The 14563-nt window shown below is 34.6% G+C and carries 16 protein-coding genes; 5 read left to right on the top strand and 11 right to left on the bottom strand.

Going from position 1 to position 14563, the window contains the following annotated elements; all coding sequences use genetic code 11:
• Positions 1-30 precede the first annotated feature (30 nt).
• The 7 genes from FG390_RS00385 to FG390_RS00355 all read right to left on the bottom strand — a co-directional run bounded on the left by FG390_RS00385 (position 31) and on the right by FG390_RS00355 (position 6392).
• Positions 31-1503, bottom strand: coding sequence for an RHS repeat domain-containing protein (locus FG390_RS00385; RefSeq protein ID WP_141189045.1), 1473 nt, complete (start codon positions 1501-1503; stop codon positions 31-33).
• A 210-nt stretch (positions 1504-1713) separates the two neighbouring features.
• Complete coding sequence (locus tag FG390_RS00380) at positions 1714-2550, bottom strand: sulfurtransferase (protein WP_181406309.1); 837 nt, start codon at positions 2548-2550, stop codon at positions 1714-1716.
• Positions 2551-2585: 35 nt separating this feature from the next.
• Positions 2586-2876 carry a thiamine-binding protein gene (locus FG390_RS00375; protein ID WP_141189044.1) on the bottom strand — a complete coding sequence of 97 codons (291 nt, stop codon included), beginning with the start codon at positions 2874-2876 and terminating at the stop codon, positions 2586-2588.
• A gap of 154 nt (positions 2877-3030) precedes the next feature.
• Entirely contained in the window at positions 3031-3465 is a 435-nt protein-coding gene (locus tag FG390_RS00370; protein WP_141189043.1) for a peptidylprolyl isomerase, read from the bottom strand.
• Between the two features lie 102 nt (positions 3466-3567).
• On the bottom strand, positions 3568-4215 hold the full coding sequence (locus tag FG390_RS00365; RefSeq protein ID WP_246092660.1) for a deoxynucleoside kinase: 648 nt from the start codon (positions 4213-4215) through the stop codon (positions 3568-3570).
• A gap of 115 nt (positions 4216-4330) precedes the next feature.
• The gene (locus FG390_RS00360) at positions 4331-5698 is read right to left on the bottom strand and encodes a sensor histidine kinase (RefSeq protein ID WP_141189042.1); all 1368 of its coding nucleotides are present in this window, start codon (positions 5696-5698) and stop codon (positions 4331-4333) included.
• Position 5699: 1 nt separating this feature from the next.
• Positions 5700-6392 carry a response regulator transcription factor gene (locus FG390_RS00355; protein ID WP_141189041.1) on the bottom strand — a complete coding sequence of 231 codons (693 nt, stop codon included), beginning with the start codon at positions 6390-6392 and terminating at the stop codon, positions 5700-5702.
• A gap of 241 nt (positions 6393-6633) precedes the next feature.
• Between FG390_RS00355 and FG390_RS00350 the strand changes: the two genes are divergently transcribed.
• Complete coding sequence (locus FG390_RS00350) at positions 6634-8319, top strand: DUF6044 family protein (protein ID WP_141189040.1); 1686 nt, start codon at positions 6634-6636, stop codon at positions 8317-8319.
• A 23-nt stretch (positions 8320-8342) separates the two neighbouring features.
• Positions 8343-9341 (top strand): glycosyltransferase family 2 protein, encoded by a 999-nt coding sequence (locus FG390_RS00345; protein ID WP_141189039.1) that lies wholly within the window; start codon positions 8343-8345, stop codon positions 9339-9341.
• A 74-nt stretch (positions 9342-9415) separates the two neighbouring features.
• Here the strand turns inward: FG390_RS00345 and FG390_RS00340 are convergent, their stop codons facing one another.
• Positions 9416-9862, bottom strand: a complete 447-nt coding sequence (locus tag FG390_RS00340; protein WP_141189038.1) for a Dps family protein — start codon at positions 9860-9862, stop codon at positions 9416-9418.
• 311 nt (positions 9863-10173) lie between these two features.
• Entirely contained in the window at positions 10174-10824 is a 651-nt protein-coding gene (locus FG390_RS00335) for a phosphatase PAP2 family protein (protein ID WP_141189037.1), read from the bottom strand.
• A gap of 280 nt (positions 10825-11104) precedes the next feature.
• Between FG390_RS00335 and FG390_RS00330 the strand changes: the two genes are divergently transcribed.
• Positions 11105-11548, top strand: coding sequence for an OsmC family protein (locus FG390_RS00330; protein ID WP_141189036.1), 444 nt, complete (start codon positions 11105-11107; stop codon positions 11546-11548).
• Between the two features lie 56 nt (positions 11549-11604).
• Here FG390_RS00330 and FG390_RS00325 read toward each other — a convergent pair whose 3' ends face one another.
• A complete protein-coding gene (locus tag FG390_RS00325) occupies positions 11605-11910 on the bottom strand; it encodes a DUF948 domain-containing protein (protein WP_141189035.1) in 306 nt (101 codons plus the stop codon).
• A 236-nt stretch (positions 11911-12146) separates the two neighbouring features.
• On the opposite strand from FG390_RS00325, the gene fabL reads away from it, so the two are divergent.
• Complete coding sequence (fabL, locus tag FG390_RS00320; RefSeq protein ID WP_141189034.1) at positions 12147-12902, top strand: enoyl-[acyl-carrier-protein] reductase FabL; 756 nt, start codon at positions 12147-12149, stop codon at positions 12900-12902.
• 608 nt (positions 12903-13510) lie between these two features.
• Here the strand turns inward: fabL and FG390_RS00315 are convergent.
• The gene (locus tag FG390_RS00315) at positions 13511-14056 is read right to left on the bottom strand and encodes an NUDIX hydrolase (protein WP_141189033.1); all 546 of its coding nucleotides are present in this window, start codon (positions 14054-14056) and stop codon (positions 13511-13513) included.
• Positions 14057-14232: 176 nt separating this feature from the next.
• On the opposite strand from FG390_RS00315, the gene FG390_RS00310 reads away from it, so the two are divergent.
• On the top strand, positions 14233-14481 hold the full coding sequence (locus FG390_RS00310; RefSeq protein ID WP_141189032.1) for a hypothetical protein: 249 nt from the start codon (positions 14233-14235) through the stop codon (positions 14479-14481).
• The last annotated feature ends 82 nt before the right edge of the window (positions 14482-14563 follow it).

Below are 14563 nucleotides of genomic sequence, written 5' to 3'. Positions count from 1 at the left end.
TCCGTCCTCTTTCACAATTATCTATCTCTATCATAACACATAGAGAATGTACGTTCTATTCTCGTTTGGCAAGTTCTCTTTAGTCAGTTGATGATTACCATCATACGTATACTGAGAAGTGCCATTTTTGCTTGTTTCTTTTGTAATGTTACCAGATTTATCATAAACATACGAGAAAGCAAGCGTTGGATCCGTTTGCGAACCTTTTGTATACGTGATGGATGTTAAATGATTACCTTCATCATAGGTCAATAGATTCTTAAATAAACCATAATTATAATCAATAACTTCTTTATTCTGTTTCAGATCATACGTATAGTCCAGAACAAAGAGAGACTGTCCACTCGCATTGACATCGACACCTTTGGTTTTCCCTTCATCGGTATACGTCAAGGCTTGTTGAATATTGAATGGCTGCGTATCTTCATTGTAATTCAGCGTTTGACTCGCCAATCGATCATTTTCGTCATACGTATACTGATTCACGTATTTCCCTTGAGTATATTGAGATAACAAACTATTCGCTGTATACGCATAGTGCTTATCAACGAGTGTTATATTAGACGTTAAATTTTTGAAAGCTATTCCTGTTAACTGTCCGGCTCCATCATACGTATTATTCCAGCCTAAGACATTTTGACCGCCTTGTTTAACTGTCACTCCTGTTAATTGATCCACATCATCATAAGCATAATTTTCTTCGATCCCCGAGTTTTGTGTGACTTTCGACAGATTTCCATTGGGATCATACACATTCGTGACTTTTAATTTTGTCGTTCCTGTGATCGGAAATTCACTTGTGAGTAATTGGCTATTTCCGTTATATGAGTATATTTTTTGCTTTCCATTGGCATTTGTGAGTGTCGTCATATTGCCATTGTCATCATAGACATAACTTGTTTTATGACCGTCGCCATCAGTAACCGACGTTTTGATATCTGGATTCAATAGATTATACGTATAGCTCGTTGTTCGATTTTCACCATCGGTTTCACTGATCGTTTGACCATAAGTATTGTATCCCGTTGCACTCGTATTGCCTTTAGCATCCGTTTCGGCGACTTTATAATTTGCATCATCATAAGACGTTGTACTATATGTGTTATTTGGATAAATGACTTTGGTTTGTCTTCCATATGGGTCGTATTCATATTGCGTGACTTCTTCACCAATCTGTGAGCGAGTTAAGTTGTCCCCTGTATACGTATTCGTTGTTTTGGTTCCATCAGGGTCCATTTTTTCGATCACATGGTTTTGAGTATCATAATGGTAATTGGTTGTTTTTCCTTCTTCATCGGTATCCGTCAATACATTTCCATTTCCGTCATACGTATGGTGCTGTGTTTTCCCATTTTCATCGGTTTCACTAAGCACATTATACTTATCATCGTACGTAACAGAGGATGACGTGTCATCTGCATTTATGGTTGTTAAGACGGCATAACTGTTATGCGTTTTATCCCGCGTATACGTCGTGTTATTGCCTTTCGTATCGGTTACCACGTATTTGTTGTCTTTATCATTGTACGTATACGTGGTTAGGACGGATTCCGCACCTGACTTTTGCTGTTATATATCAAGATAAACAGTCCTTTTTTACTAGAATGGTAATTAATAGATTGTTAAAGTCATGGACATTCTCATAAGCTGCCCTTTATACAAAAGAAAAAAACTCTAGGGACATTTTCGCTCTAGAGCCTTGTTAGTATCTTATTATTCTTCCGTTTCAATTGGATTATTTTCGTAAGATATCCAATCACTCCAACTCCCGCTATAAAGTTTGATATTCTTCAGACCTGCTTCTTTCATAGCGATGATATTCCCACACGCCGTAACTCCTGAACCGCAGTAGACGACAATTTGATCCTTCTGTTTTAAAGGCTCAAACCGGCTTTTCAGTTCTTCCGCTGTTTTCCATTTACCTTGCTCAGAACGATTATCTTTCCAAAACCAATTCACTGCGCCAGGAATGTGGCCCGATTTCTTATCCACGGTTTCTACTTTTCCTGAGAATCGTTCAGGTGCTCTTGAATCTATAAGTATTGTATCTCCTTTTGATACGTCTAAAGCTTTAACATCCGACATCGTTAAGACCCAATCAGGATGAATATGTGGGATAAAATGAGTTTCTTTCGCAAGTGACATTTTCTGTTCAATAGGATAGCCCTTTTCTTTCCAAGCAGTAAATCCCTCATCCATGATTTGAACGTTAGGATGTCCATAGTATTGAAGGAGCCACCATAAATGGGCTGCCATTGCACCGTCTTGGTCATCATAAGCAATGACCGTTTTCGTTCCATCTATGCCGCACTTGCCAAGTTTTTTGACAAATTCTTCTTCATTCGGTAGGGGATGTCGACCTCCATGCTCGCTTACATCAGCAGATAGATCCTTCTCTAAATCAAAGAAAATCGCTCCAGGCAAGTGTCCTTCATGATATTGATTTTGCCCTTCATCTGGATTTTGAAGATTAAAACGACAGTCAACAAAGACATAATTTTCATGGCCTAATCGACGATTAACCTGATCCATACTAATAATTGAATTCAATCGTGAAACACCTCACTTGGTGGATTATTTTTTAATTACGCACGATATTTTCCAATTTTATCTTCAATGGTTGTGCCTTTTGGTACATTGATGATTTTAACATTTGTAATGACACTCTCTGCACCAGCATCAAGACAAGCTTGTTGCGCTTTCTTAACAATGTCAATCAAATGATCGAGTTCACCCTCCATCACCGTTTCAAGAGGACCAACTTCATACTTAACGCCTGATTCTTGAACCACTTCAATGGCCTTATCAACCAATTCATACATATTATCTTCTTTGGTAAAAGGAAGAACTTGAAAACCTACATTGATTGTTGACATGACTATTCCCCATTTCTTATGTAGTGAAAAAAATATGAATTATCCTAATCTATTTTTATCATACCCATGTCTTGCAGGTATGTCTAATGTTATATAGACCTAACTTAAAAATACAAAAAGTCACCTCATCCAAGGTGACTTTTTTGTAATTCACTTATTCTTCCCAAACTTTTACTTCTTTCATAACATCGCCATTTTTCATTTTCAATACGGTGTCAATGCCACTTGTCACTTGACCAAAAACAGTATGAATACCGTCTAGGTGCGGTTGTGGCTCATGAACGATAAAAAATTGGCTTGAACCCGTGTCTTTACCAGCGTGCGCCATAGAAAGAGCCCCTTGCTGATGTTTATGCGGATTGTTTAATGTTTCACATTTTATCGTATACCCAGCGCCGCCAGTGCCGTTACCATTAGGATCCCCACCCTGACTTACGAACCCTGGAATCACTCGGTGAAAAGTTAATCCATTATAGAAACCACTATTGGCTAATTTTTCAAAATTGGCTACTGTATTTGGTGCTTCCTCTGGGAAAAAATCAATTTTAATTTCTTCTCCATTTTCCATTGTAATTTGACCTTTTTTCATAAAATGTATCCTCCTACATATCTAAACTTGCTCGTCCTATTTTATCATAATTCGAGCTTATGTCCCAATTTATTGCTACCCTCTCAAGCTATTAATCATCAATTATTTTTTAAGTGCCCTTAATTTATCATTCACGGTCCTAATTAATTGCTGTGCGTCCTCCGAATGATTAATGATATCGATTTTATCCATATCAATAACTAAGGCATCTGACGCCTGATAATGATGGAATAACCAATCGTCGTAGCCTTCCCATAATTTTTTATAGTAATCAATCAGTTCAGCATCCTGCTCATAGTCCCTGCCTCTTAAACTAATCCGCCTAATAACAGTTTCAAAAGAAGCCTTCAGATAAATCATTAGATCAGGTGTTTTTCGAGGCAGCACCTCAATTTCCTCTAACATATTATGTAAGAGGTCTTCATAAATTTGAAATTCAAGATCAGAGATTTTTCCAAGATCTTTGTTTACTTTGGCAAAATACCAATCCTCATAAATGGAACGATCCAGAATACTATAAGGATGGTGACAGGCTTTCTTTATACTGTCAAACCTTGAATTTAAGAACCATAATTGCAATAAAAATGGATAACGATTCGTTTGAACGGTCTGGGCCGTTTCTGAATAAAACAATGGCAAAATAGGGTTATCATCGACTGACTCATAAAAAACTGGACTATTTAAAGCTTTTCCAAGTAGTGTCGATACTGATGTCTTTCCTAATCCTATCATTCCACCCACAACAATCAATGTATTAACCCCTCTTCATTTTTCTAAAGACAGTTTTCAGTATACCTCATCCTGTCAAGATGTGCATACCGAATCTGATATTGTGAGATTTAGAATGTCTAAAAGGATGTTAAGTCTATCCTTCTCTTAAATTAGCCAATGGGATATAAACTTTTATGTTTGTACCTTTTCCTACTTCACTTGTTACTTCAATTTTTCCATTATGTTGTTTAACTATATTTTTGGCTATAGAAAGCCCTAACCCCGTACCACCTGTTGACCGACTTCGTGCTTTGTCAATACGATAAAATCTTTCAAAAATACGATCAACATCTTCATTAGAGATACCGATACCATAATCTTTTACACTTAAAACTGCATCATTGGATATTTTACGAATATTAACCTCTATTTTTTCCGAGCTATACTTAATCGCATTATCTAATAATATAATAAATACTTGCTTTATTTTTAATTCATCTGCCATAACAAATATTGGAGAATCGTAAAAGTGTAAATGAATATCTCTTTTATAAATATCTCTTAGTTGCCTTAGACTCTGCTGGCATAGTCCAATTAAATCGACTGATTTCATTTTTAAATCATTTTGTCTTTCGGATGAAGCCAAATCAAGAAGCGTTTCGGTTATTTTTTGCATCCGAATCGCCTCTGAATAAATAGCTTCCACAGCATCTTGTGTCATTTCCGTGTCTTTGATCCCTCGTCTACGCAATAGGTTTGCGTAACTCCATATGACTGTCAAAGGTGTCTTTAACTCGTGGGACGCATCCGAAACAAATTGTTTCTGTTTATCAATATTCTCTTCGATTCTTTCGATCATACGGTTAAACGTCGTTGAGATTTTTTCAAGTTCATCTTTGGCATGGCTTTGACCAATTATTTTCTTCGGAACACCACTTTGTTCAATTTCTTCCATTGTTTTAATCATATTTGAGATAGGACGCATGATAACTGCAGATAGCCAGCGACCACCGAGTAAAGATAAAATGATCGCTACCAAAGAACAAACAATGAGAATGGTTAACAATAGATCTTTTCTTAATTCCAATCCAGTTAATGCTTCACCAATTTCTAATGTTGAAACAACGTGATGATCATACATAATGGGAACTCGTACAATTAAAACTTGTTTCTCTTCACCCTTTTCATGAATGGTACGTAATTGTGATTCTGATCTATGTGAGAAATATCCTTTCGTGTGCGAAACATGTATATCGTCAGCAACATGAGCCTCTATCTTTGAATTTTTCTTTATAATACGTAAATAGGAATCGTCAACTAAATACGACTTCAAGATATTCTCAGCCTGAGTCGGTGTACTTTGATACTCTTTTATAATGTCATGGGCTTTCTGAAATAAATCTTTTTCTTCCATATTAACTGTAATCTTCATAAATGAAAAAAATACAACGAGATCAATGATAAGTAACATAAGGATTAGCCAAGCGGTGGTTAATAGATTTATTTTGGTAGTAATTTTCACCTTAATTCTCCCTTACTGTATATCCTACCCCTCGGATAGTATGGATTAATGGCGTTTTGAATCCCTCATCAATTTTCACTCTTAAATGTCTTATGAATACATCAATAACGTTTGTTTCCCCGCCGTATTCATATCCCCAAACATTCATCAGAATCCCTTCTCGAGTTACTATTTTATTCTTATGTGAAAGGAGATAAACAATCAGATCGTATTCCTTGGGTGTGAGTGTAATATTTTTCCCATTTCTTTTGACTTCTCTTGTTTCCGTATTAATGACAAGATCTTGAATAGATAAAATAGATGATGGACTGTTCGATTTTGATAAATAGGAATTATAGTTGATTAAAGAGCGTATTCTTGCAAATAACTCTTCGATCTCAAATGGTTTTGTAACATAGTCATTTGCCCCCTGGTCCAAACCCATAACAATATCAAAGGTAGAATCCCTTGCTGTTAAAAGTATAACAGGCGTATAATTTTCAGCTTTACGCAATCGTTTCAATACTTCTAATCCATTTAACCTTGGGAGCATAATATCAAGTAAAATGATATCAAACTCTTGGTTTAGCGCGGTTTCTAGCCCAGATCGCCCATCATACTCGATCATTACATCGTAATTTTCATATTGAAGCTCTATCTTTAATACTTTTGCAATTTGTACTTCATCTTCTATAATTAGAATTCGTTTATTCAAAACAGAATACACCTCAATTTTTTCCGTAGCAAATGTAGGCAAAGCCAATTGTGTATTTAAAAATGAATCTCTTATTACAATGTATCATGATTTTTATTTTTATTAATTAATTTAATTAATTTTTAATGTTATGTTCATTTTTTATTTAGTTTTAAAGGGTACGTTTAAGTAGACTTCCAACTTTATAGTCAGATACAAACATGAATTTTTATTCCTTCATTAATGAGAGTAGGCTTATTCAATGTTGAAACACTGGTCACATTTACAAAAAGAAACAAAATATATGATCGTTGCCTGTATTGTCCTTATCGTGTACCTTTCACCTTTGTATATTTTGGGAGGAAATGCACATATCCGTATACATGATAATCTCGACTCAAATATCACCTGGTACAAGATATTGACCCAAAGTGGTGAATTATTTGGTTCAATAAATAGCACCATCCCACAGGTTATTAATGGGATACCACGAAATACGTTTGGTACAGAATTTAGCGGAATTGTTTGGTTGCATGCTTTATTCCCAACAATGGTAGCTTATGCTTTAAGTCAAACCTTAACTCGGGTATTTGCCTTTATTGGAATGTATTTGCTATTAAAAAAACATTTTATAAAAGATCCCGATTTATCGTTTATACGTGTTGGCGTCTCTTTGGCATTTGCATTAACCCCATTTTGGCCATCTGGCATGTTAAGTACACTCGGAATGCCACTTGCCTTGTGGGCATTTTTAAATATTAGATCAAACCAATCAACTTGGAAAGATTGGTTGACGTTAACCTTATTACCTTTCTATTCCAGCTTTGTTCTTGGATTCTTCTTTTTCCTTACGGCTATGGGATTCGTTTGGATTCGAGATGTCATTGTCAATCGAAAATGGAATATACGTTTTTTATTAAGTACGGCTTATATGACGACGATTTACCTAATTATTGAATATCGACTTGTTTATTCACTAATTATTCCTGAAGCACCAACAAGTCGAAATGAATTTGTAAGTTCAACTTTAAGTTTGCCGCATACGATAAAATTAATATTTAAGAATTATTTGTTAGGCCATACGCACGATATGACGTTGCATACGCCTTTTCTGCCTTTATTGTTTATAGCTTTATGGATGGTATTTAAAAGAAAAACATGGGTATCAGATAAGCGTTTTGTTTTTCTAATGGGGCTGAATTTTATTTTATCGGTTTGGTATGCGTTTTGGTTTTATAAGGGGTGGGAACCATTAAAGGAAAGAATTTCTTTATTAAACACATTTAATTTTGCGAGATTTCATTTTTTACGTCCATTGGTCATTTATCTATTATTAGCATTATCGTGTCAAATGCTGTGGAAACTGCGTGGAAAATGGAGAAAAATAGCCATTATTTTTCTCTCGTTTCAAATCATTTTTTTATTTTTATATAACGAAGAAATACGTTACAGGGTGATCGGGGAACCATCAGTTAACCAATTTTATTCAACTCATCTTTTTAATAAAATAGATCACTATATTGGTAAACCCAAGAGTTCCTATCGAGTGGCGAGCATTGGCATTCATCCTTCCATTGCCCAGTACAATGGCTTTTATACGTTAGATACCTATAACAATTTCTATCCTTTATCATACAAGCATCAGTTTCGAAAGATCATCGCAAAGGAACTTGACAAAAATTATCAATTGAAAACCTATTTTGATCATTGGGGGAATAGATGTTACATTTTCGTCAATGAATTAGGCAAACATTATAATTTTGAGAAACATTCACATAAAAAGATAAAACACTTACAGCTTAATATAACAGCCTTTGAGAAACTCGGTGGACGTTATATTTTTTCAGCTGTTCCAATTGAGAATGCTAAACAGGACCATTTAAAATTTCTGAAATCCTTTAGTGATTCAAAGTCAGTTTGGAAAATTTATCTCTACGAAGCCAATTAGCTTAAATTTTGGAGGATTTAATAATGAAACTATCTTATTTAACAATCGTTGTGCCTTGTTACAATGAGGAAGACGTTTTTCCTGACACAGTTCAAAAACTTTCTACGATCATGAATAATCTTGTGTTAGAAAATTTAATTCATCCACAAAGTAAGATACTTTTTGTAGATGATGGTAGTAGTGATTCCACATGGCATTTGATTGAAACAGAAAGCAAAACGAATAATTATGTAACAGGGGTAAAACTTTCTCATAATAGCGGTCATCAAAATGCCTTAATAGCTGGATTGGAAACGGCAAAAGAGTATTCTGACTGCGTGATTTCAATAGATGCCGACTTACAAGACGATATTCATGTGATCAAACAGTTTGTTGAAAAGTTTCATGATGGCTATGATATTGTCTATGGCGTAAGACAAAAAAGGGATACCGATACTTTTTTCAAACGTACAACCGCTCACATGTTTTATCAAATCATGAGAAAAATGGGGATCGATCTTATTCCAGATCACGCTGATTTCCGATTAATGAGTCAGAGGGCACTTTATGCATTAAGTCGATATAAAGAAGACAATTTATTCTTGCGCGGCATTGTTCCGATGATCGGTTTTAAATCAACATGTGTTTTATATGATCGGAAAGAACGCTTAGCTGGTAAATCTAAATACCCTCTGAAAAAGATGCTTTCTTTTGCCTTTGATGGGATAACATCATTTAGTATCACGCCCATCCGATTGGTTACCTTTATCGGCTTTTTATCCGTTCTAATCAGTATTGCTGCCGGAAGTTACGCCCTCTATCAAGAGTTATTTGGACATACCGAATCAGGGTGGACTTCGTTAATGATCTCAATCTGGTTCATTGGTGGTGTCCAATTAATGAGTATCGGCTTAATTGGGGAATACATCGGTAAAATATTCAAAGAAGTCAAAAGACGTCCGAGGTATACTATTGAATCAGATTTGTTTTCTACTGAAAAAGCAAAACAAATCTTTATAGATAGTCGTAAAGTTATAAAATAGTTAGATCCATCTTTTAAAATAAAAAATAATGGTGAAGTCGTTGACTTTCCACCATTATTTTTTTATTTATTGACTTACTCTTTAGCAAGAATGGCTCTAAGCATCCAAACATGTTTTTCATACTTTCCTTGAAGTGTGATTAACATGTCAAGCGTAGGTTCATCGTGTGTAGTTTCTAGCGATCCGATGCCGTCTTTTATTTCTTGAATGAGCTGTTCATAATCTTTTTTTAATTGGGTTAGAATTTCTTCTTCATGACTTTCTGTTTGGGCTTCTTTTAAAGTCGCTATATCAAGAAATTTAGACATCGTGGCAATAGGGATACATTCAATCGACAAAATTCTTTCTGCTACAAGATCTAAGTCTTCAGCTACTTCATTATATAACTCTTCAAATTTTTCATGTAAAGCAAAAAAATGCGGCCCTTGAATTAACCAATGATATCGATGTAATTTTACATACATGACATGAAGATTCGCTAATAATTGATTGAGAAACTGTCTTGCTTCTTTGTTTTCCATTTTCATCCACTCCTGCAAATGTTATTCAACATTTCTAGTGTGGATAGGGATCGATCATTTTATCCAAGATGGGTAAGGTTTAATTTAAAAAATGGAAATTTATGACCTTTGTGTATTTTATTAACAATCTTTATTAGAGGTTGTTCAAAAAGTCACCAAATGATAAGCTGCGAATCTCGGCGCCCTCTTGTTTTCCCGGTCCTCATGTAGTAAAAACCTACATTCCGGTCTTCAAAACAGCGCCGCCTTGATCTTCTTGCTTCTAATTTGTCACCTTTTTGAACACGCACTATTAATGAATATATTGGCAATCACTCTTTATTTGTATTGGTTTGAATAAGTTCTTTGCTAATAATCAAATACATTGAAATGGAAACAAGGATCCCCCCTATACAATATCCGGCAATAACATCGCTTAAATAATGAACATCAAGAACCAATCTACTCAAACCAATTAATATGACAATCAGAAAGCCAATAAATAAAACAAGGATCCGTAGTAACCTTGATTTAATCAATAATACAAGAATGAGAGCCAATAATCCGTAGACCGTGATGGCATTCATTGCATGACCGCTCGGAAAACTATAACCTGTGGCAAGTTCATAATGATGTAATATTGGCCTTGGCCGTTGAACACTATTTTTTATTAGACTATTGATGTATTTTTGTAATAAAAAACAGGCTAACCAAATTACCATGACTTTAGGTTTCTTTATGATTAATAAAATGATCGTAAAACCTACTAAAACAAAGGGAAGAACATGTGCTGAACCAATATATGATAACCACTTAAAAAAAGACAAGCCTGCAGAGGTGCGAAAGACCACTAATTTTCTAAGAATAACCACATCGTATTGGTTAAACCAGGAGGTTTTTGTCAAAAAAAACAAGATAATAGAAACAATCAAAAGAAGAAAAACAAGAAATGACATTCTTAATAATTGTTTACTTTGACTCACAACATCAAAATCCTTTCTGTTTAAATCTATGTATCATATTTATATTAAACGCTCTTCCTCCAAGAGGTTGGGCTTTTGTTTTTAGCTGGCAGGAAAAAACAACCCTGTTTGCTAAGCGAAAACATTCATATTAAAAGTATGAGTTTGTCGCTTATTTAAACATAATCGCTAATAATATAATGATATGATATAGAGAGGTCATTAGCCAGTTTTTATGAATCTTAAAATGAATTGTATCGATTTGATTTGATGAAAAACTAAGTTGAAGGGAGTCGGTCTAATGACATCATATATTTTTAGTGCAAAAGGATCTTGGCATGGGGGTTGGAGGGGCCATGGCGAAATTTATACTAATGGGCTTCACGAAAAAATTACGATTGATAAATCAATGAATGGGCTTGGGACGGGAACAAATCCAGATGAGTTACTCATGAGTGCTTTATGCTCTTGTTACATGATGACACTGGGTATCCGACTTGAGAGTGAATCTGTACAATATGTAGACATTAAAATCTCTTCTAAAGGAATTGTGAAGAAAAAAGATGGATTACATTTTGAAGAAATTGAACTACATCCAAATTTATCCCTTAACTACCAACCAACAGATGAACAAAAAAAACATATTTATCATGTTATGTATAAGGCTGAAGCAAACTGTATGATTGCAAAAGCTTTAAAAGATAATGTTAAACTGTCGATCTATCCTGCCATCACCATCAACTAACAAATCCACAAAAAACGTTTGGTTAAACCAAACGTTTTTAAAATTCATTCGCTAAATTAAGGTTTTATATGGATAATGTCATTAAATTTTTCTTTTACTTCATTCGTCGTTTTCTTTGCCTCTATTAAAGTCGATTGAACCATATATTTTTTATTAGCAACGTCTTGTTGGATTTTATCTAAGTTTTTATTTAATAAACCTTTTTCTTTTGCAATTTCTTCTGTTCTCTCTCTTACCTTTTCAGTAATTTTCGATGCATCCGCAAGTGTCCCCTTTAACTTCTTACCTGTTCGAATAGCGGAAAAAACAAATAAAATAATGGCAATGATAACAAGTGCAAGACTTAAATAGACTATGATCATTAGATCGCCTCCATGAATAAAAGTTGTATATGTATAGCTTAACTTAATATACCCTTTTTATCTATTTTACATGCTTTTTTCTCATAAGATATTATGTGAAGTATGACCTCTTCCCTTTTTGACTGACCAAATACTTGTTTATTCATTACTGAAACCCTTAGTTAATCTTTAATGTTGTAAGCTATCCATATTATTTGCTATACTTGTCAAGCAAACATACGTGAGGTGAACAAATTATGAGTCAAAAAGTTGCTCTAATTACAGGCGGAACTCGAGGTATTGGAAAAGCCATTGCAGAAAAATTTGCCCAAGATGGTTATCAACTTGTTCTTAATTATATGAGAAAACGAACGGCTGCTGAAGAAACTAAAGTCTATTTCGAAGAAAAATATAACATTAAGGTACATACAGTTAAAGCAAATATCGGTGAGGTAGCTCAAATTAAGGAACTATTTCAATCCATAAAAGAAACCTTCGGGCGATTGGATGTATTCGTCAGTAATGCAGCATCAGGCGTACAACGAAAAGTGATGGATATTGAAGAAAGCCATTGGGATTGGACACAAAATATTAATGCCAAAGCTTATCTATTTGCCGCCCAGGAGGCTGCAAAATTAATGGAAATCAATGGTGGAGGAAAAATTGTTGCTCTTTCAAGTCTTGGTTCCATTCGTGCACTTCCCAATTATGTGGTTGTTGGTGTCTCTAAAGCCGCTGTTGAAGCGATTACCCGCTATTTAGCTGTGGAACTTGCACCAAAAGGGATTGTTGTCAATGCCGTTTCAGGTGGAGCAGTTGACACAGATGCGTTAAAGCATTTTCCAAATCGTGAAGAACTTCTCGAAAAAGCAGCGTCTCGTAATCCAGCCGGTAGAATTGTACAACCAGAAGATCTTGCTAACGCGGTATACTTCCTATGTACAGAATCCGCTTCCATGATTTGTGGTCAAACCATTATCGTTGATGGAGGGCTCTCTTTACTTGCAGAGTAATCATTTGTTTTAGAAAACTTGGCTTTCACGATCTTCAAGTCGAAAGCCGTCAATCTTTATTATTCAACACAAGAGGGTGGAGGGCCTTGGCGGCTTTCCATCCTTTTTTATCAATAAATCTCTCATAATAAGCTTGGGTTGTTTAAAGCTTTCAAGACATCTTTATATTTGTTTTTATTTGTATCTTTCTCCCCAAATAATGACATCTCGATTGGTGATGTATCCCGAAGATATGGTATTCGAAAAAATTAATAAAAAAATTACATTATAAAGTTCAAATTGAGATATATGTACTATAATAAAGTAATACGATTTCTAATATAGATTCGAATAACATAAATTTGCTTGATAACGGAGTGTCACGAATATGTTTAACCATACAAGTTTACTTATTTATTTCATTGGACTGATTTTTCTGGCTTCAGGAGTTTTCATGTTGATAATACGAAATCATTTTCATCTCTCACTCTTACGTTATCAACCTCAAAAAATTAAATCATTTATTTTTTTAATGAGCATTGTCATCATCATCGTCGGATTCTTTACCATCATTGCTCCTTTGATGACCTTTTGTATCGGATCTGACTATTGGGTTATTTATTCTTTCTTTATTTTAGTGAGTTTACTTTTGATTGTGCGTTCAATTTTAACTTAGCAGAAAGTAACGAAGAAATTTCGGATTCCGTTAGACTTGTACATACATAATCTTTTAATTCATCATCATTAAAATAACAGTGATAATGAAGAAGATCGTTCTCATCTAACATATTGGATAAAAACAAACGTATGGTAGGAACGACACCTAAATTTTCATCATTCAACAACCATTCAGGCGATTTAAAATCGAGTATCCCTTCACGCGTTTTAAGTGGTGTTGGGATCGCTTGATCTTTCTTTAAATGAACAAGAAAAAGATACATACCACCATGATCCTTCTCGTTAACCGTCCATGATACGGTTCCTTTAAAGATAGGTTTGACTGCATCAATCCCTGTTTCCTCTTTTATTTCTCTTTGTACAGATTGTATAGGTGTTTCACCTTCTTCAAGTTTTCCTCCAACACCATTCCAACATCCTTGCCAAGGAGATTTTTGACGGTTTAACATGAGAATTTTACGATCGTATGTTAGAAATGCTAAAGTATATCGATACATCTTCTACTTTCTCCTTTTTAAATGGCTATATGGCTAAATAAGCAAGGACAATTTTCTCCTCTTACTCATCTAATGTTTCACTTTAATTCATAAATGATTTTCGTGGTAGGATTAACCAATCCGTTTTAGGTCATACTTAATAATACAAATAAACCGTTTTGGAGGATCGATATAGAATGCCAAAGGAACGAAAACTAGCTTCTATTTTTTGTTTGTTAAGTGGTGCATCAATGCTGACCGGAATTTGGTTAAAGAATTTTCTACCTATTGGTTTAATTTGGGGTTATGCTTTAGGTATAATATTTTTATGTTTTGCAACAGTCTATGTCTTTATAGACAACGCCAATTTACCCGATGATGACCAAGAGGAAGACAAAAATAATGAGACAAATAAGACAAAGAATAATACAAATCAACCATCTTAAAAACTTTCGTAAAAAAATAATCACTTAAGCGGAATAACACCTTATAGAGGTTGTTCAAAAAGTCACCAAATGATAAGCTGCG

The sequence above is a fragment of the Terrilactibacillus laevilacticus genome (assembly GCF_006517395.1).
Lineage (GTDB): Bacteria > Bacillota > Bacilli > Bacillales > Sporolactobacillaceae > Terrilactibacillus > Terrilactibacillus laevilacticus.
The sequence above is the reverse complement of the archived record's forward strand: the minus strand, read 5'-3'. Positions and strand labels throughout refer to the sequence as shown.